Source organism: Aliivibrio sifiae (assembly GCF_002954705.1).
Taxonomy (GTDB): domain Bacteria; phylum Pseudomonadota; class Gammaproteobacteria; order Enterobacterales; family Vibrionaceae; genus Aliivibrio; species Aliivibrio sifiae_A.
Genome location: NZ_MSCO01000001.1, coordinates 1,553,446 through 1,575,805, shown reverse-complemented (window position 1 = coordinate 1,575,805; position 22,360 = coordinate 1,553,446). Strand labels below are relative to the sequence as shown.

General features: G+C 37.9%; 23 protein-coding genes and 1 riboswitch. Of the genes, 13 read left to right on the top strand and 10 right to left on the bottom strand.

Annotated features, from left to right (window positions below; all coding sequences use genetic code 11):
• Positions 1 to 22: 22 nt before the first annotated feature.
• Positions 23 to 128: riboswitch (glycine riboswitch) on the bottom strand.
• Positions 129 to 664: 536 nt separating this feature from the next.
• Both BTO22_RS07050 and BTO22_RS07045 read left to right on the top strand, forming a co-directional pair.
• The gene (locus tag BTO22_RS07050; protein WP_105054878.1) at positions 665 to 1,411 is read left to right on the top strand and encodes a hypothetical protein; all 747 of its coding nucleotides are present in this window, start codon (positions 665 to 667) and stop codon (positions 1,409 to 1,411) included.
• Positions 1,412 to 1,553: 142 nt separating this feature from the next.
• Complete coding sequence (locus BTO22_RS07045) at positions 1,554 to 3,023, top strand: MATE family efflux transporter (RefSeq protein ID WP_105054877.1); 1,470 nt, start codon at positions 1,554 to 1,556, stop codon at positions 3,021 to 3,023.
• Between the two features lie 92 nt (positions 3,024 to 3,115).
• Here the strand turns inward: BTO22_RS07045 and BTO22_RS07040 are convergent, their stop codons facing one another.
• On the bottom strand, positions 3,116 to 5,776 hold the full coding sequence (locus BTO22_RS07040) for an ExeM/NucH family extracellular endonuclease (protein ID WP_181044575.1): 2,661 nt from the start codon (positions 5,774 to 5,776) through the stop codon (positions 3,116 to 3,118).
• A 352-nt stretch (positions 5,777 to 6,128) separates the two neighbouring features.
• On the opposite strand from BTO22_RS07040, the gene BTO22_RS07035 reads away from it, so the two are divergent.
• Positions 6,129 to 6,983, top strand: coding sequence for a DNA ligase (locus BTO22_RS07035; RefSeq protein WP_105054875.1), 855 nt, complete (start codon positions 6,129 to 6,131; stop codon positions 6,981 to 6,983).
• A gap of 70 nt (positions 6,984 to 7,053) precedes the next feature.
• Here BTO22_RS07035 and BTO22_RS07030 read toward each other — a convergent pair whose 3' ends face one another.
• The 6 genes from BTO22_RS07030 to rbsD all read right to left on the bottom strand — a co-directional run bounded on the left by BTO22_RS07030 (position 7,054) and on the right by rbsD (position 13,205).
• Complete coding sequence (locus BTO22_RS07030; RefSeq protein ID WP_105054874.1) at positions 7,054 to 8,055, bottom strand: substrate-binding domain-containing protein; 1,002 nt, start codon at positions 8,053 to 8,055, stop codon at positions 7,054 to 7,056.
• Between the two features lie 78 nt (positions 8,056 to 8,133).
• Positions 8,134 to 9,054 carry a ribokinase gene (rbsK, locus tag BTO22_RS07025; protein ID WP_105054873.1) on the bottom strand — a complete coding sequence of 307 codons (921 nt, stop codon included), beginning with the start codon at positions 9,052 to 9,054 and terminating at the stop codon, positions 8,134 to 8,136.
• A gap of 199 nt (positions 9,055 to 9,253) precedes the next feature.
• Positions 9,254 to 10,135, bottom strand: a complete 882-nt coding sequence (gene rbsB, locus BTO22_RS07020; protein WP_105054872.1) for a ribose ABC transporter substrate-binding protein RbsB — start codon at positions 10,133 to 10,135, stop codon at positions 9,254 to 9,256.
• A gap of 140 nt (positions 10,136 to 10,275) precedes the next feature.
• Positions 10,276 to 11,262, bottom strand: a complete 987-nt coding sequence (rbsC, locus tag BTO22_RS07015) for a ribose ABC transporter permease (RefSeq protein ID WP_060991147.1) — start codon at positions 11,260 to 11,262, stop codon at positions 10,276 to 10,278.
• The gene (gene rbsA, locus BTO22_RS07010) at positions 11,259 to 12,773 is read right to left on the bottom strand and encodes a ribose ABC transporter ATP-binding protein RbsA (RefSeq protein ID WP_105054871.1); all 1,515 of its coding nucleotides are present in this window, start codon (positions 12,771 to 12,773) and stop codon (positions 11,259 to 11,261) included. Before rbsA ends, rbsC begins: the two co-directional genes overlap by 4 nt.
• Positions 12,774 to 12,785: 12 nt before the next feature.
• On the bottom strand, positions 12,786 to 13,205 hold the full coding sequence (rbsD, locus tag BTO22_RS07005; protein WP_061028751.1) for a D-ribose pyranase: 420 nt from the start codon (positions 13,203 to 13,205) through the stop codon (positions 12,786 to 12,788).
• 461 nt (positions 13,206 to 13,666) lie between these two features.
• On the opposite strand from rbsD, the gene BTO22_RS07000 reads away from it, so the two are divergent.
• The 9 genes from BTO22_RS07000 (at position 13,667) to BTO22_RS06960 (ending at position 20,760) form a co-directional block, all read left to right on the top strand.
• The gene (locus BTO22_RS07000) at positions 13,667 to 14,095 is read left to right on the top strand and encodes a hypothetical protein (RefSeq protein ID WP_105054870.1); all 429 of its coding nucleotides are present in this window, start codon (positions 13,667 to 13,669) and stop codon (positions 14,093 to 14,095) included.
• A gap of 41 nt (positions 14,096 to 14,136) precedes the next feature.
• On the top strand, positions 14,137 to 15,108 hold the full coding sequence (locus BTO22_RS06995) for a hypothetical protein (RefSeq protein WP_105054869.1): 972 nt from the start codon (positions 14,137 to 14,139) through the stop codon (positions 15,106 to 15,108).
• A gap of 152 nt (positions 15,109 to 15,260) precedes the next feature.
• The gene (locus BTO22_RS06990; RefSeq protein WP_105054868.1) at positions 15,261 to 16,079 is read left to right on the top strand and encodes an alpha/beta hydrolase; all 819 of its coding nucleotides are present in this window, start codon (positions 15,261 to 15,263) and stop codon (positions 16,077 to 16,079) included.
• 205 nt (positions 16,080 to 16,284) lie between these two features.
• Positions 16,285 to 17,316 carry a cytosolic protein gene (locus BTO22_RS06985; protein WP_105054867.1) on the top strand — a complete coding sequence of 344 codons (1,032 nt, stop codon included), beginning with the start codon at positions 16,285 to 16,287 and terminating at the stop codon, positions 17,314 to 17,316.
• Between the two features lie 172 nt (positions 17,317 to 17,488).
• The gene (locus tag BTO22_RS06980; protein ID WP_105054866.1) at positions 17,489 to 18,757 is read left to right on the top strand and encodes a DEAD/DEAH box helicase; all 1,269 of its coding nucleotides are present in this window, start codon (positions 17,489 to 17,491) and stop codon (positions 18,755 to 18,757) included.
• Positions 18,758 to 18,888: 131 nt separating this feature from the next.
• Positions 18,889 to 19,341, top strand: a complete 453-nt coding sequence (locus BTO22_RS06975; RefSeq protein ID WP_105054865.1) for a hypothetical protein — start codon at positions 18,889 to 18,891, stop codon at positions 19,339 to 19,341.
• A 54-nt stretch (positions 19,342 to 19,395) separates the two neighbouring features.
• The gene (locus BTO22_RS06970) at positions 19,396 to 19,557 is read left to right on the top strand and encodes a hypothetical protein (RefSeq protein WP_105054864.1); all 162 of its coding nucleotides are present in this window, start codon (positions 19,396 to 19,398) and stop codon (positions 19,555 to 19,557) included.
• A 75-nt stretch (positions 19,558 to 19,632) separates the two neighbouring features.
• Positions 19,633 to 20,085 (top strand): YccF domain-containing protein, encoded by a 453-nt coding sequence (locus tag BTO22_RS06965; RefSeq protein ID WP_105054863.1) that lies wholly within the window; start codon positions 19,633 to 19,635, stop codon positions 20,083 to 20,085.
• A gap of 318 nt (positions 20,086 to 20,403) precedes the next feature.
• Positions 20,404 to 20,760 carry a DUF4156 domain-containing protein gene (locus BTO22_RS06960; protein WP_105054862.1) on the top strand — a complete coding sequence of 119 codons (357 nt, stop codon included), beginning with the start codon at positions 20,404 to 20,406 and terminating at the stop codon, positions 20,758 to 20,760.
• Positions 20,761 to 20,869: 109 nt separating this feature from the next.
• On the opposite strand, the gene nqrM is transcribed toward BTO22_RS06960, so the two are convergent.
• Genes nqrM through BTO22_RS06945 form a run of 3 tightly spaced genes read right to left on the bottom strand, consistent with a single transcriptional unit; the run spans position 20,870 to position 21,788 of the window.
• The gene (gene nqrM / locus BTO22_RS06955) at positions 20,870 to 21,067 is read right to left on the bottom strand and encodes a (Na+)-NQR maturation NqrM (RefSeq protein WP_105054861.1); all 198 of its coding nucleotides are present in this window, start codon (positions 21,065 to 21,067) and stop codon (positions 20,870 to 20,872) included.
• A complete protein-coding gene (locus BTO22_RS06950) occupies positions 21,064 to 21,504 on the bottom strand; it encodes a NifB/NifX family molybdenum-iron cluster-binding protein (protein ID WP_105054860.1) in 441 nt (146 codons plus the stop codon). Before BTO22_RS06950 ends, nqrM begins: the two co-directional genes overlap by 4 nt.
• Positions 21,501 to 21,788, bottom strand: coding sequence for a DUF134 domain-containing protein (locus tag BTO22_RS06945; protein ID WP_105054859.1), 288 nt, complete (start codon positions 21,786 to 21,788; stop codon positions 21,501 to 21,503). Before BTO22_RS06945 ends, BTO22_RS06950 begins: the two co-directional genes overlap by 4 nt.
• Positions 21,789 to 22,012: 224 nt before the next feature.
• Between BTO22_RS06945 and BTO22_RS06940 the strand changes: the two genes are divergently transcribed.
• The gene (locus BTO22_RS06940) at positions 22,013 to 22,357 is read left to right on the top strand and encodes a hypothetical protein (RefSeq protein WP_105054858.1); all 345 of its coding nucleotides are present in this window, start codon (positions 22,013 to 22,015) and stop codon (positions 22,355 to 22,357) included.
• Positions 22,358 to 22,360: the final 3 nt, after the last annotated feature.

Genomic DNA, 22,360 nt, shown 5'->3' with positions numbered 1-22,360 from the left:
TAGAGCCGAGATTAATCGGATCACTTTCTCCTCTGTCCTTTTGCCTGAGAGTTTCACCCTTATCATTTTTCAGATAAGGGCTTGCTCCTTCGGCGGCCGATTTAACGGCTCTCTCCAGAGATTCCTCCAACTACAGTCCTCACCTTATTCATAAAAATGAACTAGGCACCTGAAAGATTTACTTCTTCGGTGGGCGTTGCCAAATAATGGCATTGCCGCTCTCCTGCAGTCTTCATCGGATCAACAAATTGTAAGCTACGAAGTAGCTAAGTCGAGTATGTTAGACAAGTCACATTTTTTTGTCATCACTTTTATTTACAATTTAGATAAAAATTGATCGAAATCGGTTTCTTTGTTCAAAATAACAACGATAACTCAAGTATTTACATGGCATAAAGTATGCTAAAATAAAAAGAAAGTGAGGTGTACTATGTTACGAATTGCTGTGATTATTTTATTGTTAGCTCTTTCGGCGCTGCTGTTTAAGTACAGAGCTAATGAAAAGATCCAAAAGTCGGTGGTGTATACGTCGGTGATTGGAGTGGTTGTTTATGTGGCATACGTCATGGTTTCAGAGCTAATCCGATAAGTTGTCTTATAATTAACAAAATGTGTAGAGAACAAATCTATACTATTCACTATCTATAATGTTTGGGGTTAACGCGTGAGTGTAGAAAATCAGACCAGAGCGACTGACGAGCATGATGAAGATGTCATCATCATTGAAGAAAAATCAAAATCGAGTCACTGGGTTGCCGGAGTCACACTAATTATTGGTGTTATTGCAGGTGGATTAATTGGGTCGAGTGTTTCAGATAATAAGTGGTCTGATACTTATGCTCAGTTAGAAGCTAAAACTAAGCAATACCAAACAGAATTAAAGAAAGCAAATGTGAAAAGCACTGAAGTTGACGCTTTGATTGAGCAAGAAAAACAACAAGCACTTGAAGAACAAAAGAAGACGCTTGATGAAGAAAAGAATCAAGCAATTGTCACTGAATCAAAGAAACAAGCATCGATGAAAAAAGAGGTGGGCGCGTTAAAATCGCAGAACGCCTCGTTAGGTATGCAAGTTGAAGAACAAAATAAGCAAATTGATAAATTGACGAACCAAGTTGATTTGCAAATTACGATGCTGTCCCGTGCGAAACAGTTATTTCAGCGTCAGCTTCAACTAAAAGAAGAAGCGAGTGATTTAGAAGTTAAGATTGAAGTGACTAAATCAAATGAAAAGAAATTAGCGAAAGAATGTGCTGTTTATCTTGAAGGTAAGAGTTGGGATGTAAAATCGGATGTATGTAAGCGTCAAGAAATGGCTAAGAAACAAATAGCTGGATACAACGATGAGCTTCAACTTTTACAAATGGATATTAAAGAAATCGACAGCATCAGTGATGATTTAGGCATGTAAGTCGGTTTATTTTAAGAAAAGCTACAGAATATTGTGGCTTTTTTTATACCTTCAATTTGTAGTGATAATAATTTTCATTAGCCTTTTAGGGAGATGCACAGAACAATGACATCGTATGGTTTGATATTGAAGGAGAACATGAATGAGTAGTCAAACGGCGAAGTTTGTCCAAGGCTCGACAATGCGCCATATTTTGGTAATGTCAGGAACCGCGTCAATTGGGTTAATGGCTTTGTTTGTTGTTGATTTACTAGACATGTTTTTTATTAGTTTATTAGGGCAGGTTGAATTGGCGGCGGCAATTGGATTTGCTGGGACAATTATTTTCTTTTCAACGTCGGTATCTATTGGTTCATCCATTGCGATGGGGGCGTTAGTATCAAAAGCGCTGGGCGCAAAAGAAAACGAAAAAGCGAAACAGTTAGCCTCAAGTACGCTTGTTATTGCTTTTATCGTAAACAGTATTATTACGATCGCGATGTTTTGTTTTATCCCTGAATTATTATCAATGATTGGAGCAAAGGGGTTTGTGGCAGAGCGAGCCCAAGCGTATCTTTCGATTCTTTTACCAAGCACGCCATTGATTGCAATTGCGATGGCTGCGGGAGCAGGTTTAAGGGCGGTCGGGGATGCAAAGCGTTCGATGCTAGCAACGTTATATGGTGGCATTGTTAATGCGATTTTAGATCCTATTTTCATCTTTGGGTTTAATATGAATGTGGAAGGGGCGGCGATTGCTTCTGTTATTTCAAGAGCGACGGTATTGGCCTTTTCACTGTACCCGTTAATTGTGACACATAAACTGATTTCTTTGCCTAAGTGGGCTGATATTAAGCATCATTCTCCGGCTATTTTTACGATTGCGGTGCCTGCCATTGTGACTAACACGGCAACGCCTATTGGTAATGCAATTGTTACGTCAACATTAGCGCCGTTTGGTGAAGATTTTGTTGCCGGCTTTGCGGTAATTGGACGGTTAATCCCAGTGACCTTTGCCGTTATTTTTGCGATGTCAGGTGCGGTTGGGCCTATTATTGGGCAAAACTACGGTGCTGAGCGAATCGATAGAGTGAAAGATACATTGAGGAACTCGCTATTCTTCTCTTCAATTTATTGTATTGGGGTATCTTTAATTTTATATGTGCTTCAAGATCAAATCATAGGTGCCTTTAATTTGGTTGGTGATGCCGCCTTGATTATGGCTACGTTTTGTACTGTGGTGGCTATTACCTTTATTTTTAATGGTGCGATGTTTGTCGCTAATACTTCATTTAATAATTTAGGTAAACCTCTGTATTCAACGGCTCTTAATTTGAGCAAAGCAACCATTGGTACGTTACCATTTGTGTATTTTGGTGCTCAATGGTTTGGTGGGTTAGGCGTATTGTATGGTCAGGCATTAGGTAATGTTGTGTTTGGTATTATCAGTATTATTGCATTGAGAACACATGTTATTTATATGGTGAAAGAGCATTGCCAGAAAGTATGTACTGAAGATTCATTGGCTGATATTAGCGTTACCATGACTCCGTTTTGTAATAATGATGCGGTAATAATGCAAAGTGGTATTGAGAATGAAGAAAAATTAGAAAAACCTTCTCTTTCTGGCTAAATAGTTAAAGGTTTAATACATAAAGATGGTGGTTCTGTATGCTTGATATTTGAGATACAGAGCCACCATTTTATTTGCTATGGTATCGAGTATTAGCTTCTTTTAACTGTTTTTCTGCGTAAGAAACCAAAACCGAATAAAGAAACTAAAGCGAATAAATTGAATGATGCGGCTTTTTTATACTCAAGTGAGATAACGATAGGGTCGTGATCTGAAGCGGAATACACATCTTTGTATTTCACCATGTCTCCTGTGTATTTCGGGCTGTATTCAAATAAGTTACTTTCTGCGGCATTGATGTGCCAATCTTCAATTTCTGTGACTCGATCAGCCAGTGATTCATTTGCTAATGCGTGATCAAGATTTCCTAATTCACCTGAGTAAGTATAAGAGAAAGTTTCTGTTCCGTGTAACAGTGTATTTAGATTTAAATACCCATAACCTTGTGTAATTTGGCTACCGATTTCTTCATATGGCAGTGGGTTACCTGCGGCATCATTCCCCAACGTAGTGTATGAGGCTGTGAAGATATCGCGGTCATATTTTTCAGGGCTGTAATCTGTCAGTGTCAGTAGTGGATCTTCCATGCCATAGGCATTCATATCACCTAAGATAAGTACATCACCTTCAACGGTACTTAACTCGTCCCCAATGGCTTTCGCTGCTGATACTCTAAAGCGGTTACAGTTACCTTGTAGATCAGCAGGATCACTGTCTTCCTCAAAGTTCTGCCATTGCTCAATACACTCAGATCCTTTCGATTTTAAATGATTAACAACAACAGTTAGAGGTTCTTTTGCTTCTTTAATGATGAATTCTTGTACTAAGCTGTGACGTTGGTATTTATCATATGCAGGGTTAAACTCAATGGTGCCTTTGTTATCACGAGTGACGGCATTCTCAGCAACGTGTTGTTCCGGTGTTTTGATTACTCGTGCTTTTCCTTCTAGTTTCACTTCGCTAGGACGGTAAAGTAGGGCAACCATAATGGCATCAGAGCCTAAATATTCACTTTGATATTTATCAGCGGCTTCAATTTCAACGAATTTATAATGATCTTCTTCATCTTCAAAGTTGGCATTTAGTGCTTTGGTTAGATCATAAATTGCACTGTTTTCACCAAAGCCGTTGTTTTCAACTTCCATTAAACCAATGATGTCTGCATCAATGGCCGTTAGAGCTGCAATGATTTTTGTTTGTTGCACCGCAAAGTCATCGGCATTTACCGCGCCACGGTTTTGACCTGTTGGGTTGGCATCACCACCCGTTGCCACTGACGTAAAGTAGTTTAAAACGTTAAAGCTTGTGATGGTTAAATCTTCATCTTCAATGCTTGGTTCATCAGTTCGTTCTACGTTGAATAGCGTGTCGCCATCCGCGTTAAACGCTTTAGTAATGATGTTTTCTTGTGTGATTGTATTGGTCGCGACTAATCGATATTGGCCATAGGAATAAGCAATAACACCTTCTAATCCTTCAATACGAGCACCTAAACGAAGGTAAGAATCGGCACTGCCATCTTGATCTATATCAGATGCAAAATCTGGAAAGTAAGGGACTTTTCCGTTTGCTGCTTTATTGTCTGATTCAATGGTAATTTGGCGGTTAGCGTTATCTTTCGTTAATTGAATTGCTTCAGTACTTTCTGCTGCGAACAGTTGAGTAGGTTTAAATAGAGGCTCACCATGAGAAAGCATCATGTTGTTGCGCTTGCTATCATAATCAAAGCTAAAGTTTCGTGTGATACGTAGATCGGAATGAGAGGTTAATTTAACGTGCATGCCTTCGTGACGTTCTAGTGCTTCAGCCAGCGTTTCTCCTTCATTAATTATCAGTTCTGTTACTGCAACTGGAGACTCTGAACGTTGAACAAGATAGTTATTGGTGTCTGGTTTTAGTTGTGTTTGGTTGTAGTACTCTTGTACTTTTGCTTTTACACAAACAACAGCACCCGGCTGAATATCTTGTGCTGGGGCGCTACCAGTACTGACAAAAATACCTTCAGAGCTATTTGAATCATGATCATCATTTAAGCCTTGTAGGTAAAAGCCTTTTAATAAGCTTTCGCCACGAGCGGTGACAATACCTTGCACAAAATAGTCATCATCAGAAATGAATCCACTTGTAATTAATGGTGACTTATCGCCCGTACCTTGAATCGAATTGATCTCTGTAAAGGTTGGGGTATTACCAGAATCTGTTTCACAAGCAAACGGTGGAGGTGGCGTTACGCCTTCTTGGTATTCTCCCAAGCCTTCAATGTTATCTTTTGGTTTTTCAAGCCACATGTTGGCATCAAATGTGGTACTTGGCGTTTGAACTGTACGTACAAAACTTTTGTCTTTGCCCCAATCAACGTCACCATCAATACCAATTCGGTCATTCTCTGTACCATCTTTAAATAACATGTATGTCTCATCGCCATTATGGTTGACGATACTTTCAATACTGTCGGTTACGGTTTTAATTTCATCAGAAGCGCGGCTATTTGAAATCACATAAACACTTTTTGCGTTCAGTGTTATTGCGGATAGATCGAGGTCATTTTTCCATTCATTTAATCCGTTATATTTAGATTTAAGAACATAGCCAGAAAGAGAGACAGGACTGTTTCCTGTATTACTGATCTCTAATGATTTATTGTAACTTCCGCCTTCAACATATTGAGAAATAATAATATCTGCAGAAACATTACCAGAGATCGCTAAGCCAATTGCCATCGCCAGAGAGCTTTTTAACTGAGTTGTTTTCATTTTACTGCTTTCCATAGTTGTTGTTATATGAATTAAAGATTTATTTATAAGATTTATTGTTAAAAGCTCTCATATTGATATGTCATATTCATTACCTTTGCATTAAGACTGAGATCTAAATCGTTTTGAAAAGGTGTAAATTTGGCATAGGTCAATTAAATAACAAGATCGGTAATAGTGGATATTTAGACAGGTATCTATGGTATAAGATAAATTGAAAGTTATTAGTTCTAACACTTACATTGATTGTTGGCATGAGTCGAAACTGTATGAATTTATAATAAAAAGAGCTAATGAAACTCTGATTGGCATGTAATTATAAAAAACCATCACTATTTATAGGCGCACTTTAATGAAGAAGACCACTCTTTCTATTTTGATTTCCATAGGGTTAATGTCGACTCCTGTTTTTTCACATGATGAGCCAAACATTGCGTCTATTGCGGTTTCATTAGCGAACAGCTATGAGCAAGGAATCGATATTGATGCGTATTGGGTAAGTGAAAAACTAGATGGGATAAGGGCTTATTGGACTGGAAGTGAATTACTTACTCGTAAAGGGCATACTATTGTGGCTCCTGATTGGTTTATTGAGTCACTACCTGATTATGCTATTGATGGTGAGTTATGGGCTGGTCGAGGAGGATTTCAACACGTAGCAAGAACAGTTCTTGATAGCCAACCTGATGATAAACAGTGGGCTGATATTCGTTTTATGATGTTTGATTTACCACAGTCGGCAGGCATGTTTCCTAAACGTTATTATGAACTTGAAGCGTTAGTGAATACATTAAATCGCCCCCATTTGAAATTAGTTGAGCATTATCCTATCAGTACAGAAGAAGCTCTTTTAAAAGCATTAGAAGTGATTTCTGCCCAAAATGGTGAAGGGCTGATGTTAAGAAAACTTGAGGAAGAGTATCGTCCGGGGCGTAGTGATGATTTAATTAAAGTAAAAAAACATCAAGATGATGAAGCGATTATTGTTGGTTACACCGATGGGAAAGGAAAATTCAAAGGAATGGTTGGGGCATTGATATTAAGAATGCCTAATGGAAAAGAATTTAAAATTGGCAGTGGTTTAACACTTGCTGTGAGAGAGAATCCACCAGAGCTAGGCGCTCAAGTGACCTATCGCTACAATGGGTTTACAGACAGTGGTATCCCTAAGTTTGCGAGATATATTGCAGTACGAGAAGGGTATTAATAGAGCGCCTCGGGGGGAAGGGTGGCTCTATTTTTACAGGATATATGTGCATTTATAAAAAGATACGGGCCTATAAAGCTTTAACGCTATCACGAATCATAAGAGTTGGCTCTAACTGAAACACTCGGTTGGTTTCTGATTTTGTTGCAATTTTTTCTAATAGAGAATCAACAGCTTGTTGGCCTAAACGATGTTTTGGTTGATGAATTGTCGTTAATGATGGCGTGATGTATTTTGCCATCTTTATATCATCGTAACCGACAATAGAAATGTCGTTAGGAACTGAAATTCCTTTCTTACTCGCACAATTGATCATACCCATTGCCATCATGTCATTAGACACAAATAGGGCTGTTGGTAGCTTTCCTCTTGCATGAAGTTCATTAAATGCACTTTCACCACCTTCACACTCAAAGTTTCCTGACGCAATCCATTGTTTGTTGATTTCTAATCCAGACTCTTCCATCGCTTGCACAAACCCACTTAAACGCTGTTGTGCTTGGAGTTTATTAAGAGGGCCTGTTAAACAACCGATTTCAGTGTGGCCCTGTTCAATCAAATGTTTTGTTGCTAAGTAGCCGCCGTGGTGGGAGTTATCTTGTATTTTATCGCTTGGAAAATCAATTAAACCCCAATCCATTACAACGGTTGGAACCGCTTGGTAACGAGAGAACAACTCAAGTACTTGGTTTTCAATCTCAGTACACATCAATAATAAGCCATCAACACGCTTTTGTAGTAGGGTATCTAAGCTTGAATGAACTCGTTGTGCATCGCCCTCGGTGTTGCATAAAATAAGGTTATAGCCCATTTCATAGCAACGTCTTTCTACGCCTTTTACGACTTCACCAAAGAAAGGGTTGGTAGAGGTAGTAACTAGCATACCAAAGGTTTTTGTATGATTGACTTTTAAGCTACGAGCGAGTGCTGATGGTGCGTAGTTTAGCTCTGTAACAGCAAGCGCAACACGCTCTGAGATGTCTTCACTGACAAAACGTGTTTTGTTTAATACATGACTAACGGTAGAAGTTGAAACTCCTGCATGCTTGGCTACATCTTTGATTGTTGCCATAAATTCAATCCTTGTTGTGCCTTTACTTAAAATAAATAAAGGCACGAAAATAGAGACAGGTCGTGTTCAATGTGACCTTTAATGATGCTCTAATAGAAAACGTTCAACTTCCGTAATAGAAGGGATAGACGTTTGAGCACCCATTCGTGTAACTGAAATAGCGGCGGCAGCATGAGCGAATTTAATGGCATCATCTAATTTGCGACCAGATTGTAATCCTGTTAAAAACGCGCCATTAAAAGTATCGCCAGCACCTGTTGTGTCGGTTGCTTGAACTCTAAAGCCTTCAACTTGACGGCCTTTACCTTCTTGGCTGATCCATACACCTTTGCTACCCAGAGTGATCATCACAGTTTCAATGCCTTTAACATGAAGCGCGTCGGCAGCCTGTTGAGCACTTGCCATATCAGTCACTTCAATACCTGTTAATAATTCGGCTTCTGTTTCATTTGGGGTAATCATATCAACAAGTTGTAATAAGTCATCACTTAATTGGTGAGCAGGGGCAGGGTTTAGAACGACTTTAGTGCCTGCTGCTTTTGCAATTTGTGCTGCTTTTTCGATGGTTTTAATCGGTGTTTCAAGTTGCATTAGCAAGGTATCAGCCGCTTCAATTAGTCCGTGATGAGGCGCAATGCGATCTGCCGTTAATCGTGCGTTCGCTTCAGCTGAAATACAAATGCTGTTTTCACCTGTTGCTGCCACTTGGATCATAGCGATACCTGTTGGGGTGTTTTCTTCAATCATCACACCTTCAGTATTAATGCCATCGAACTTAAAAGCTTCAATCATTTGGTGACCAAAACTGTCATCACCTACACTTGCAATGAAAGCAATATCAGCCCCTAAACGTGCCGCAGCAACCGCTTGGTTTGCGCCTTTTCCGCCAGGAATAACAGAATAGCTGTGACCGTGTAACGTCTCTCCCGGGCGAGGGAAAGAAGCAACTTGAAGAACGTGATCTGCGTTTACGCTACCTAAAACAACTAATTTATTCATAATGTGCCTTTGTTTCTTATCTGGAAATGACCTTGAAGTTATCGGTCTTAAAACATATGGGTAAATGGGAGACTAGCTTATTTATAGTTTCATTCATTTAACTATAGGTTTTCTGTGTTTCTATTTTTGAGAAGAGTGGAGCATTGATACAATTTAGTTGTGAGCGTACCAATGCCCCAGTTTTATTTATTAAGCTATCTTATTTTTTTGCGATAATTTTCAGGTCAACAGGGATGTATTTCTCTACTGTTTCGCCTTTAAGTACTTTAACTGCTGTTTCTACACCAAGAGCACCGATTAGGTCAGGCTGTTGTGCGATAGTTGCACCAAGTAGGCCACGGTTAACCGCTGCAATACCATCTTCAGTACCATCAAAACCTACGATTAATACGTCTTTACCTGAAGCTTGAACAGCACGTAGAGCACCTAACGCCATTTCATCATTTTGAGCAAATACCGCTTGAACATCAGGGTTTGCTGCAATCATGTTTTCCATTACGTTAAGACCTTTTGTACGGTCAAAATCAGCTGGTTGGCTACCTAGTAGAGTCAAATCACCGCTGTTTACTGTTTTCATGAAGCCTTCACCACGTTCACGCGCAGCCGATGTACCAGCAATACCTTCAAGTTGGATAACGCGTGCTTTTTCGCCCACTTTTTCCATGATGTATTTACCTGCCATTTCACCACCTGCAACGTTATCTGATGCAATATGGCTTACAACATCACCACGGCTTGCACCACGGTCAAGAGTTAGGACTGGGATACCAGAACGGTTAGCCATACGAATCGCATTTGATACCGCGTCAGAATCTGTTGGGTTAATTAGAATTGCTTTTACGCCACGAACCGTAAGATCTTCAACATTTGAAAGCTCTTTACTTGGATCGTTTTGAGAATCCAGAACAATCAGTTTGTAGCCTAGGTCTTTTGCTTTTGCTTCAGCGCCTTCTTTCATTGTCACAAAGAATGGGTTGTTTAAAGTAGAGACGACCATCGCCATTGTATCTTGAGCCGAAGCTGTTGATGCGAAAGAGGCAGAAAGTAGTGCTGCAGAGATTAGGGTTGCTAACTTTTTCATTCTATATTCCTTATAAGGGTGTAGGGCGGCACAAGTCAAACATGGTACGTCTGGTTGTGCCTATTCTTGTTTTAAACAGCAAACGAATTTATAGGGGGTATCGTTATTTAAAATATGTTTGATTATATAGTTATTAGGTATTACTTGTTTTTGTTGTCCACTAGTACCGCCAGCAAGATAACCACAGCTTTGGCAATCATTTGGTAGTAAGAAGAAACATCTAATAGGTTTAGTGCGTTGTTCAAGAAGCCGATAATCAGAGCACCAACTAAAGTACCCATGATGCGACCTTTACCACCCGCTAGGCTTGTACCGCCAAGAACTACTGCTGCGATAGCATCTAGTTCATAACCCATACCTGCTGTTGGTTGAGCTGAAGAAAGACGAGACGTTACGATTAAACCTGCCAGTGCCGCAAGTAGACCACAGATAGCGTAAACACCGATTTTAACGCGATCTACATTGATACCAGATAAACGTGTTGCTGATTCATTGCCACCTAATGCGTAAACATAACGACCAAAGCGAGTGTGGTTTAGTAAGTACCATACTGATGCAAATACAATAACCATCAACCAGATTGGAACTGGGATGCCAAGTGCATAACCTGTACCGAACCATGCAAAGCTGTCAGCTACATCAGTAAAGCCTGTTGAAATAGGGCGACCTTCGGTGTAAACCATTGTCACACCACGTAATAACGTCATTGTTACTAGCGTTGCGATAAAGGCTTGAACCTTACCTTTAGCGATAATAATACCGCTGATTGCACCCAGAGCAGCACCTGCAAGCAGTGCAGTAGGAACCGCAATCATTACCGGAATTTCAAGGCCAATCATGGTTGCAGCAAAGGCACCACAAAGGGCTAATACAGAGCCAACACTTAAATCGATACCTGCGGTTAAGATAACTAATGTCATACCTACAGCTATGATCGCATTAACTGAGGTTTGACGTAAGATGTTTAAGATGTTGTCGACGGTGAAAAAGTTGTCATTCAAAAAAGAAACCACGACAATCAAAAGCAATAGCGCGATTAATGATTTTTGTTCAATCAGCCATTCTTTAGAGAAGATGCCGCCTTTCTTTTGTTGTGATTCTGCTGGAGTCATAGATTTAGTGCTCATGCTGTTACCTCGACGTTTTGCTCAACAGCTTTACCTACTGCACAAGCCAATAATTTTTCTTGATCGGCATCTTTAGCCATGAATTCGCCACTGATATGGCCTTCATGCATAACTAAAATGCGGTCACTCATTCCTAATACTTCAGGCATTTCAGATGAGACCAAAATAATACTCATGCCCTCTGCTTTAAATTGGTTAATTAGTTGGTAGATCTCTTTTTTCGCACCAACATCAACACCACGTGTCGGTTCATCTAAGATCAACACTTTAGGGCGAGTCATTAAGCCTTTAGCAATCGCCACTTTTTGTTGATTACCGCCAGACAAGTTACCAATAATTTGATCACGAGTAGGGGTTTTGATGTTAAATAGACGAATGAAATCTTCGACAGCAGTGACTTCTGCGTAGTGATCTAATTGAACCCCTTTCGATAATTTATCGAGTGAGCATAAAGACATATTTTCTTTAACTGATAGACCTAAAACAAGTCCATCACCTTTACGGTCTTCAGAGATATAAGCGATACCATTTGCCAATCCATCACGTGGAGAAATCGGGTTAATCATTTTATTGTTCAGCTTGATAGCGCCGCATGTCATTGGCGCTGCACCGTAGATAATTTTCATTAACTCAGTACGACCAGCACCCATCAAACCTGAGATCCCAAGGATTTCTCCTCGATCTAATGAGAAGCTAACATTATGAACACCAGGACCAGATACATCGAATAACTCTAATGATTTTTCACCATGCTTAGTATCAATACGAGGATATTGTTCATCTAAACGACGGCCTACCATCATTTCGATGAGTATGTCTTCATCAATCTCGGCAACGACTCTTTCGCCAATGAATTTACCATCACGAAGCACGGTAATATCATCACAGATCTCGAAGATCTCTTTTAGACGGTGCGAGATATAAACAATGCCACAACCTTCATCACGCAATTCATTAATGACTTTAAATAGAGATTCAGTTTCAGTGTCTGTTAGTGCATCTGTCGGCTCATCCATAATGATAACTTTAGATTTGAACGACAGAGCCTTTGCAATTTCAACCATTTGTTGCTCACCTAAACTCAGTTCACCTAATAGCTGACGAGAGTGGTGTTTTACATTTAAACGTTTAAGTAGGGCATCGGCATCGCTGTACATTTCAGCCCATTTGATGCCACCAAATGCGTTTGTTTTCTCACGACCTAAAAAGATGTTTTCAGTAATCGTAAGCTCAGGAATAAGATTAAGCTCCTGGTGAATAATACTGATACCAGATTCTTGAGAATGCTTAGGTCCATTAAAGTTAACGGCTTTTCCTTCGTAGCGAATTTCACCTGCATCCATTGCGTAGATGCCAGTTAATGACTTCATTAATGTTGATTTACCCGCGCCATTTTCGCCCATTAAGGCCATAACTTTGCCGGGATAGACATTAAGACAAGCACCATCCAGTGCTTTAACACCGGGGAAGGCTTTCTCAATGCCGTTTAATTCTAAGATAGCTTGAGTCATAACGTGTCCTATTTAAAATACAACGCCAGATTGGAAAATCACGTTAGCGTAAGGAGTGCATTCACCTGTGCGAACAATGGCTTTGCTGTTACGAGTATGGACTTTGAATGCTTCGTGAGACACATAAGAAACGGTAATTGATTTTCCACACAATGCTTCTTCAGCAGCAATAAGAGTCATCAGCTCATCGTGTAGTTGTGGGCTAACGGTTTTGAATTCTTCAGCAACGATAGCGCCTTCAATTTGCATCTCAGACAATGTTGCTTTTACGGTATCAATGAAGGTTGGTATTCCCTGAACTACCGCTAAATCGATGCGTTGTGATTCTTCAAAAATCGGCAGGCCAGCATCGCAAATGGTGACTTCATCAGTATGGCCAAGAGTGGCGATTACATACGATAATTCTGCGTTTAGTAGTGTATTTTTCTTCATGAGAATACCTTTAGTTAATTAATAATGAACACATACTGCTTGTTTAATGCCCATCGAAACGTTTGCGTAAACGTTTCGATGGTGAATTTAGAGCAAGAAATAGCACTTTGCACTCAAGAATGTAACTAAGTGTGATCAAACGCAGAAATCTAATTGATGAAAGACTAAATAAGAGATCTAGCGCAAATTTTTATTATTCAACCTTGGTAAAGACTTAAATTATTTTTAACACAAAGCCTTTCATTTAAATTCTCATGATAAATAGAGAAGGGAGAGTTTCAATTTAACTGATTAGTCATTAGTTTTTTTGTAATAGTTGACACTTATCATAAATGTAGCAAATGTCTCACAGCAATTATAGACATAAACTATAGTTGTAAAGCATATAAATGATATATATTCCTATTGGTATCGTTCCCATGTTGGGGCGAATTATTATAAAATATTAAAGGAATAATTTGATGCTAAAAAAACACATTACGATGTTACTAATGACATTTTCAGGATTCACTTTTGCAAATTGTTCGGTTCCTGACACCTTAGAAAATATGACATTTATTAATGTCATTGATCCTACTTACTCTACTTTAAATTCTAATGCCGGTGCTATTGTTAAAGTAACGTATTCTAATAAAAAATATATGACTGAATTTCTTAATAGAGAATTAGGTCCTTTTAATGGTAGTTATACTTATAAGGTATTAGACAAAGATAATGGTATTGGGATTTATTTTGGAGATGAGCAATTCCCCTTAACTAAACCTTCTCATTCTGTACTTTTTAAGTGCTTAACAAATACTTATGGTATGGCAATATTTACTCAGATATCGGGATCGAATGAACCTATAGGTAGACAGAACATGCTTACTTATACAGTGGCTGAACATTAAATCATTCTTTCGTTTTAACTATTAATTAAGAGTAAATAATTGTGAATATAAAATGTGTGGTTACCGCTATCGCTTTAATAATAAGTCCTCAACTTTATGCTTATGAACGTTATTCTGTTTTTGAAGATTATGTCGATCAGAATTCAGTAATAGCAAATAATTTACGGCTAAACACCTTCGTTAAAATCCTTAAGGAAAAGGAAAGTATTGTTGGAGAGTATCTCTATAATGAACAAAATAAAGTCACTCAACGTAAGTATTTAGACAGTATTTTTAACTACGAATATAACCCTGATGGGACAGTAAAAGTAGCGAAGGCTTTGATGCAACCTAATAATCCTGATTCTCATATTAAGCATACCAAACAAAATTTTATTTCTGAATATGAATACAAAGAAATCAATGACAGAAGGGTTGTTAGTATTGAGCGTAAGAAGGTGTTTAACGATCATGTTTCCAATTTAGAGGGGTTACCAGAGGAAACGTATACTATTAAATATGAATACAGTGATGAAGGACATTTAATTAAACGTATTCAAAAATCAGATAACCGTTTAGATAAATTGAAACTTGTTTACCGTTATTCTTATTACTCTGATGGACGACTAAAAAGAGTGAAAGAGATTAAGAAATTGAACCATACCGTTTTGGATAGGAATACTCTGAAATTAGACTATTATGATAATGGTGAAATTAAAAAAGCAACCCATGAAAAACAAGGTAACTTGGTAAGAGTGGTGGAATTAGAATACATAGATGATGGTTCATTGATATACGGTGTACATTATGTTGATCCAATAAAAGAATGGAAAGTTGATATGGACTTTTTTGGACTTGCTTTCTTTCCGATTAAATACCTCAAAGAAACAAGCGGTGATAATATTACTCAGTATGAATATAATTATCAAAATACGGATGGTGACAGATTGCCTGACGCGCTTGATGTCAAACTTACGTTACCAAGCAACCTGGCTATCGATCTTAAATATCGTTTTGAAAACAGCCAATTTTAGATCTGTAGGGTTGTAATACTTAGTATTAAATATCGATAAATAGATGCATTATTGTTCATCACCTGTCTTTAGATTTGCTCTTTTATGATTTAAATTATTTATTGATTTGTATAGTATCAATAGGTGTATTAATTGTAGGTTTGAGGGATTACATGCTAAATGAACAATGGTTAGATATTGATGATGATAAGCTATATTGCTTATCAACCCAATTTGAATCGTCTAAGAAAACAGTCGTTTTTATTCATGGGTTAGGGGAGTCTCATCTTTGTTTTGTTGATGCGCTTGATTATCTTGCTCAATATAATTTAGTCATGTTTGATATGTGTGGGTATGGATACTCTCCTGCATCTAATATTTCCCATACTACTGAGTTTCAAGCTTTGCGTGTATTAAAAGCGCTTGATTTACTAGAGGTTAAAAAGTGTGTTCTTATTGGTCATTCTTGGGGTGGGGATGTTGGTACGTTAGCGTGTAACCTTGATGATCAAAATAGAATCGATGGGTTTATTAATGCAGAAGGTGGATTACACGAAGAAAGCATTATTTTGTCCAAAATTATCTCTGATAAATATCGTAGCACTGATAAGGTTGAGTTTGAATCATGGGTGCATGGAGATGGCTTTGCTAAACAATTCTCGTTCTCTTGGGGGCACAGTGCAGGGATTAAATATTTATCATCATTGAGGCGTTGCTCTTCTACCGTATTAGGGGAAACCGCCAGTGAAATATATGCACAACATAAAACACTTGACTCAAGAGGCGTTGTTGAATGGGGGCAAATGTATGAGAATTTAGACTTACCTAAATGTTATTTTTGGGGAACAAATAGTCTTGATGAGTGTAAAGAAGCATTAAACTTTATTAACTCGTTAGAAAATATACCATTTCAAAATGCTAATCATTGGGTTCAAAACGATGCTTCTCTTTTTTACAAGGAAGTAGATAAGTTTATTAGCCATCTAGAGTAAAAATCACGATTAAATCGTTTCCGGTGGATTTAACCGAGTCATCGAATGTTCTTCACTTCTTTATATTAAATGCCAAGTTATATGTATAACTTGGCATTTTTTGTACCGAAATCATTCCAACTGTAATTATTAGTGTTCAAACTAAAATTTTCGTTTAACGGCTATCTTTGATACAATCTCGCGCCTGTTTTTGATGGAAGATTAAATGAAATTACTATATTGGTTAGATGAGTGGTTAACCAACTCACGTTCAGAGCAGCAAGCACAACTGCCAATGTCTGGTGGAGACTTACTAGACAACGTATATGTTAAATATAACTTTGTTGATGTGAACAAGCCGCTATTATTCACTTTTTCTCCTGCTGGAACTAACGTACAAGAGCAAGATCTGCATGAAGATTTTGCACCTTGGGGTTACCACTTAGCACAAAAACAGCAAGTGAACGTTATCTCTTTCCAACACTTAGGAAAAAGCAATTGGTTTCGTAGTCGAAATTTGATTTTCTTTTTAGAACAATTAGCTACGTTGCTTGAACCTTTTACTTATCGTTTAGGTTATGGGCTGAGTCGTGGTGGTTTTGCTGTCGGTGCTTTTGCAAACTTGCTGCAACTTGACCAAGTATTACTGTTTCATCCTGTGAGTACTAAAAATCAACAAATAGCTCCTTGGGATGATCGCTCTAGTACTGAAATTGCACAGCAGTTTGATTGGGAAGGGGATTATCACGATCTTGATTTAGGTAAAGCGAAGGGTTACATCATTTATGACCCGACCAATCGTATCGACCGTTTACACGCTAAACGTTATCCAGAATTGACTCACTTACGGGTGTTTGGGATGGGGCATGGAACTCATGCAACTTACTTGAATAAATTTGGCTTTTATAAGCAAGTAGCAGTGGATTTCATTCGTAATCAACAGATTGATATTGCACAGTTTCGCCAGCAAACGAGAACGTTACGTTTTAAAGAAGATTATTATAAACGTCTCAGCAAAGTTAATTCGAGCTCAGAACACCGTTTAGGCTTGTTGAGCAAAGCTCATAATATTCTGATTGATGAGAAAGAAGAACATGTGCAAGAGCATCAAGCACAAATTGATGTGCAGCCGCTTATTGATATCGCACTTAGACATCAAGATGATCATCCTAAAGATGCGATTAAATTATTAGAAATGGCTCAGCAATTAGTGCCAAACGATCCTTTAGTTGAACATAAGCTTAGACAGCTACTTTAGATTTTCTTTCGTTGTCTGAAGAAAAAGCGCCCCGTTTAAAATGGGGCGTTGTTGTATCTGAGCTATTATTTTTATTAATAGAACAGCTTATATGATGGATTTAATTCACTTTAGAAAGCAAAAATAAGTTAAAATAGTCAGTTATTATCTTAGCTTTGAGCCCTTTATATTAATGAGCACTATTACAACTCCAGCCAACTTTACTGAACTTGGCCTTATTTCACCTTTGTTAGCACGATTAACTGAGCTGGAATATCAACAGCCAACGCCTATTCAAGCGCAAGCTATCCCAAGTGTCTTAGCTGGACGTGACTTAATTGCGGGAGCAAACACAGGCTCAGGTAAAACAGCAACATTTGCTTTACCTATGTTGCAGCAAATTGCTGAACTTCAGCAATCAGGCAAAGTACAAAATACGAAAGGTAACTATGTTACTGGTCTAGTGTTAGTTCCAACTCGTGAGCTTGCTAAGCAAGTGGCTGACAGCATTAAATCTTATGCGGTGCATTTTAATGGTGCGATTAAAACCGTTTCTGTTTTTGGTGGCGTTTCAGTCAATACTCAAATGCTGGCACTGCGTGGTGGTGCTGATATTTTGGTTGCGACTCCGGGTCGATTACTGGATTTGATTTCAAGTAATGCTATTAAGCTTGATAAAGTAAAAACCTTAGTACTTGATGAAGCAGATAGAATGCTAAGCCTTGGCTTTACTGATGAGCTTAATCAGTTGCTTTCATTAGTACCAAAGAACAAGCAAACATTATTGTTCTCAGCAACGTTCCCTGAAGAAGTACAAACATTAACTCAAGAGTTACTTAATGACCCTGTTGAGATTCAATTACAAAGTGCAGATGCAAGTACATTAGTACAGCGTGTATTTACCGTTAATAAAGGTGAGAAAACCGCAGTTTTAGCACATTTGATTAATCAGAATGAATGGCGACAAGCACTTATTTTCGTTAATGCGAAAAACAGCTGTAATCACTTAGCTGATAAACTTTCTAAACGTGGTATTACTGCTGAAGTATTCCATGGTGATAAAGGACAGGGCGCTCGTAGTCGTGTTCTTGAAGCCTTTAAAGCCGGCGAGATTGAAGTGTTAATCGCAACTGATATTGCGGCTCGTGGTTTAGATATTGAAAAGCTACCAGTAGTAATTAACTTTGATTTACCAAGAAGCCCTGCTGATTACATGCACCGTATAGGTCGAAGTGGCCGTGCTGGTGAAGTGGGCTTAGCGTTATCACTTATTGATTATGAAGATTACCATCACTTCAAAATCATTGAGAAGAAAAACAAAATTCGTCTTGAGCGTGAACAAATCGCAGGTTTTGAAGTGGATGAAGAGATCACAGAAGCTTTATTAGAAGCGATTAAACCAGTGGCAAAACCAGAAGGCACTGGCAAGAAGAACAAAAGAAAATACCCAGATAACTGGTAAATATAACGTAAGTTATTAAATTAGAATGAAAAGCACTCGACACTTAACCTTGTCGGGTGTTTTTGTTTTAATGGTACTATTGAAAGGTGAATTTAGACTGATATAACTAAGATTATTAGGGAGAAGCTTGTATGACATTGTTATGGATACCTTTTTCATTGTTTTTGTTTGGTTGCAGTGAGCAACCCCAGTTAAGGCCAGATATACATCAAGCGGTTTCAGTTGCGCTTGAAAATAATGCCGCAGATTTTGATGTCGCTTATACCGATTTAAATAATGATGGACTTGAAGATGCCGTTGTTATGCTAAAAGGCATGAACTGGTGTGGTTCTGGTGGTTGTTCAATGTTGGTTTTTCAAAATACAGGATCAGACTTTGCTCTTATTTCTAAAAGTACGGTTATTAGTACGCCAATAAGGGTTACTGAGACAAAAAAGAATGGATGGAATAACTTAATTGTTTGGTCCAAAGGGAAGGGGTATGTACTTATGACATTTGATGGTAAGAGCTACCCAACTAACCCTTCTTTGCAGGACGGTGTTAGTGAAGAAGAAACCTTAAAAGCGAAAACTATTTTTAAATAGATAATATATTGAATCTTAATCCAAAGTAAATTTGGAAAAATATAAGGTATCTCGATGAGAAAGTTTTATACAACCGAAGGTAATACTGCTTCAAAAAAAAGAAAAGAAGCATACCCAATTCTCGCTTTGTGTGAAAAGTGTGTCATTCAATATACAGTGATCAGCGAAGGGGAAAGAACCTATGATGAATGTGCAAAATGTGGTGCTGATGATTAATTACAGTATTGATTTGTAATAGTGGTACTATGTTTCACGTTATATAAGTAATCATATTTAAGTTAAGGAAAGAAAATGAGCGCAATTGGTAATTTAATTTGGTTCCTTTTTGGTGGTGTATTCATGGGCTTGGCTTGGTGCTTTTTTGGCATTCTTGCTTTCATTAGTATTATTGGTATCCCATGGGGGAGAGCGTGTTTTGTTATTGCTGGATTTTCATTTTTTCCTTTTGGAAAAGAGGCGATTGCGCGTGATGAATTGACGTTAAATGAAGACATTGGTACAGGTAGCCTTGGTTTTATAGGTAATGTGCTTTGGTTTATTTTTGCGGGTTTCTGGCTGGCAATCGGACATGTAATATCAGCGGTTGCGTGCTTTGTTACTATTATTGGTATTCCATTTGCGATTCAGCACTTAAAGCTTGCTGCCATTTCTATTGCTCCTATTGGGCAGACAATTGTAGATAAAGAAGTTGCAGCGGCCGCTCGTAATGCAAATGCAAGAGCAGAAGCAGATAAGTGGCGATAAGCGTAATATCAAATAGCATCGATAATATCATTGTTATTGATGCTATTTATCTTTATATAAATAATATATCTACCTAATAAATCTGCACTTCATTCTTATTTAATTTAAAAGAGTTGGATTAATGTTTTTGGAATACGAAGGGCAATACAAAAATCAATAATTAACAATATTGTTAATTAAAAGGTAAGGTTAAATGTTATTATTATGGTTATATAATTGATTGGTTTCTATTAATTTACGCGTCTATTCATTTTTAACTTGCCAGCGGATTTTTTTTCACTAAAATCACGCAACATTTATTTTGTTAGTGATTATTTAATGAAAACGCTAATGGCTGGCATCATGCTGGCATCTACTATGCTATTAACTGGCTGTGTTACTTTTCCAACTCAAGAATCAGAAAAAGTAGACGTTATCTGGGATGAGGTTGATGAGGTAAAAGACTGTCAACGAATGGGAATTGTATTTGGTTCTGAAGGCCATTTTTATGATTATTGGTTACATGCAGATAAAAATATGGTTTGGGGAACATTAAACCAAATGCGTATTAAAACTGCAGCATTGGGGGCTAATACATTATATTTATTTCAGCCTTTGAATTTTTCAAGTTCAGTAACTATGTTTGGTAACGCTTATCTATGTGATAAAAAAGAAGAAGTAAAACCGTCAGCATAATAACAAATAGTAACCATATTTAACCGATGATATTAAATAAAGCAGTGAAGTGAGTTAATCATCACTGCTTATTTTCTAAGTATACTGACTGTAAGTGATAAGATTTAATTTATTTATCGGTAGGCTCTGATATTTGATACAGTTTGTGTTCGTCGCAGGTAGTCTCACAATTACATACCTTATTAACTCCGACATTATTTAGCCCGCCGCAACTGCCTTGAATTTCTTTTCGACCAAAAATTACGCCTAGCGCCATTAATAAAATAACGAGTATAAAAACGCTAAAAGTAATGAATAGGGTACTCATTGTTTCACTCCAAATACAGTAAATTGCCCGTTGATGTTTTGTTGAGGCTTTAATATTCTCGGTGGTGTATTTACTTCTTTTTTACAGCAGTTTTTTTTGCTGTTTTTACATGGGCGCCCTTGAGAGGGGTCGATTAATTCTGTTAGTTCAGAAAGTTTTAGTGTTTCTAGTGATAAACGACCAGATGTGCGAAAAACACGAATATTAGCATTAAGTAGTTTTGCTAATATCTTCTGTCCAATATTTCGAATTAAGACAGCATCTGTTTGTTGTTCTTTTAATAGTGCTAATAGGGATTTTTTTCCACCACAACTGTCGTTATTCAATGCTGGATTATTTCTGATTATAGAGTCGCTCTTATTGGTAAATACAAACGACTCTGCTTTTGAAAAATGGCCAGCGATGCGTTCATTTTGATAGGGGATTGCAAATATCATTCTTCTTTCTCCGTTTGGAGCATTAAGGCCTTTCCTTGCACTAAGCAACTCGTTACTTTGAACCTTGCCTGTTTAACAATATTCCCGAAGGTTTGACGTGAAACCATCATTTGATCAGCCGCTTCTTGTTGACTGAGACCTTCAAAATCGGCGAGGCGTAGAGCTTCTAATTCCTCAGCAAGTAACTTAATTTGTGGTAGTTCAGTTGTAGGTACACCATTTGGCTTAAAGCAACTGTAAGATGCTCTGCCACAGATTCTGCGACACTTTTTAGGTCTAGCCATGAATACTCTCCATTAAATATAAAACGATTATAAGAATGTTTTTAGCATATGCCAATAACTATTCTTGGTATATGCTAAAAACTAGCTCAGTAGTCAGATTAAAAAGTAATCACGGCGCTATTTTCCTTTACTTAGATCAATTGGTTTGTAGAAGTAATCACGACAAAGAGCGTATTTTTCGTTATTATTCGGCCTAATTAGAATAATTTAATTGGCTAAATATTATGAAAATATCTGTTGATGGTGGCTCTTTTAAGGTTTCAGTTGAAACTGAATATGCAGGGCTAGTAGTTGAAGCGACTAAGATTTTTCACACAACGCGTGAGCAAGCAGGATCAAACGATAAAGCAATCTTGCGTTTTCTACAAATCATCATTGAACACCGTGAAGACAACGATGCTATTGGTTATGCATCAATGGGGTTGCTGGGTTGGTATAATGAAGTGATTTATCCGGTTGAAGATAAAGATATTGTATTGAACTTACCTAAAATCTTACCGCATTTATTGAATCCAGCGGGTGATTTAACTGCAACAAGTGCCACAGAAATGAATACTTTCAAGCACTAAGTG

Bases quoted from the DNA above. Each gene is read 5' to 3' on its own strand.
- rbsK (WP_105054873.1), bottom strand. From the start codon at position 9,054: ATGAATAAATTAGTTGTTTTAGGTAGCGTAAACGCAGATCACGTTCTT.
- BTO22_RS06950 (WP_105054860.1), bottom strand. From the start codon at position 21,504: ATGATATTTGCAATCCCCTATCAAAATGAACGCATCGCTGGCCATTTT.
- BTO22_RS06940 (WP_105054858.1), top strand. From the start codon at position 22,013: ATGAAAATATCTGTTGATGGTGGCTCTTTTAAGGTTTCAGTTGAAACT.
- rbsA (WP_105054871.1), bottom strand. From the start codon at position 12,773: ATGACTCAAGCTATCTTAGAATTAAACGGCATTGAGAAAGCCTTCCCC.
- BTO22_RS06980 (WP_105054866.1), top strand. From the start codon at position 17,489: ATGAGCACTATTACAACTCCAGCCAACTTTACTGAACTTGGCCTTATT.
- nqrM (WP_105054861.1), bottom strand. From the start codon at position 21,067: ATGAGTACCCTATTCATTACTTTTAGCGTTTTTATACTCGTTATTTTA.
- BTO22_RS06975 (WP_105054865.1), top strand. From the start codon at position 18,889: ATGACATTGTTATGGATACCTTTTTCATTGTTTTTGTTTGGTTGCAGT.
- BTO22_RS07030 (WP_105054874.1), bottom strand. From the start codon at position 8,055: ATGGCAACAATCAAAGATGTAGCCAAGCATGCAGGAGTTTCAACTTCT.
- rbsD (WP_061028751.1), bottom strand. From the start codon at position 13,205: ATGAAGAAAAATACACTACTAAACGCAGAATTATCGTATGTAATCGCC.
- BTO22_RS06970 (WP_105054864.1), top strand. From the start codon at position 19,396: ATGAGAAAGTTTTATACAACCGAAGGTAATACTGCTTCAAAAAAAAGA.
- BTO22_RS06945 (WP_105054859.1), bottom strand. From the start codon at position 21,788: ATGGCTAGACCTAAAAAGTGTCGCAGAATCTGTGGCAGAGCATCTTAC.
- BTO22_RS07035 (WP_105054875.1), top strand. From the start codon at position 6,129: ATGAAGAAGACCACTCTTTCTATTTTGATTTCCATAGGGTTAATGTCG.
- BTO22_RS07000 (WP_105054870.1), top strand. From the start codon at position 13,667: ATGCTAAAAAAACACATTACGATGTTACTAATGACATTTTCAGGATTC.
- rbsB (WP_105054872.1), bottom strand. From the start codon at position 10,135: ATGAAAAAGTTAGCAACCCTAATCTCTGCAGCACTACTTTCTGCCTCT.
- rbsC (WP_060991147.1), bottom strand. From the start codon at position 11,262: ATGAGCACTAAATCTATGACTCCAGCAGAATCACAACAAAAGAAAGGC.
- BTO22_RS06965 (WP_105054863.1), top strand. From the start codon at position 19,633: ATGAGCGCAATTGGTAATTTAATTTGGTTCCTTTTTGGTGGTGTATTC.
- BTO22_RS06985 (WP_105054867.1), top strand. From the start codon at position 16,285: ATGAAATTACTATATTGGTTAGATGAGTGGTTAACCAACTCACGTTCA.
- BTO22_RS06990 (WP_105054868.1), top strand. From the start codon at position 15,261: ATGCTAAATGAACAATGGTTAGATATTGATGATGATAAGCTATATTGC.
- BTO22_RS07045 (WP_105054877.1), top strand. From the start codon at position 1,554: ATGAGTAGTCAAACGGCGAAGTTTGTCCAAGGCTCGACAATGCGCCAT.
- BTO22_RS06960 (WP_105054862.1), top strand. From the start codon at position 20,404: ATGAAAACGCTAATGGCTGGCATCATGCTGGCATCTACTATGCTATTA.
- BTO22_RS07040 (WP_181044575.1), bottom strand. From the start codon at position 5,776: ATGAAAACAACTCAGTTAAAAAGCTCTCTGGCGATGGCAATTGGCTTA.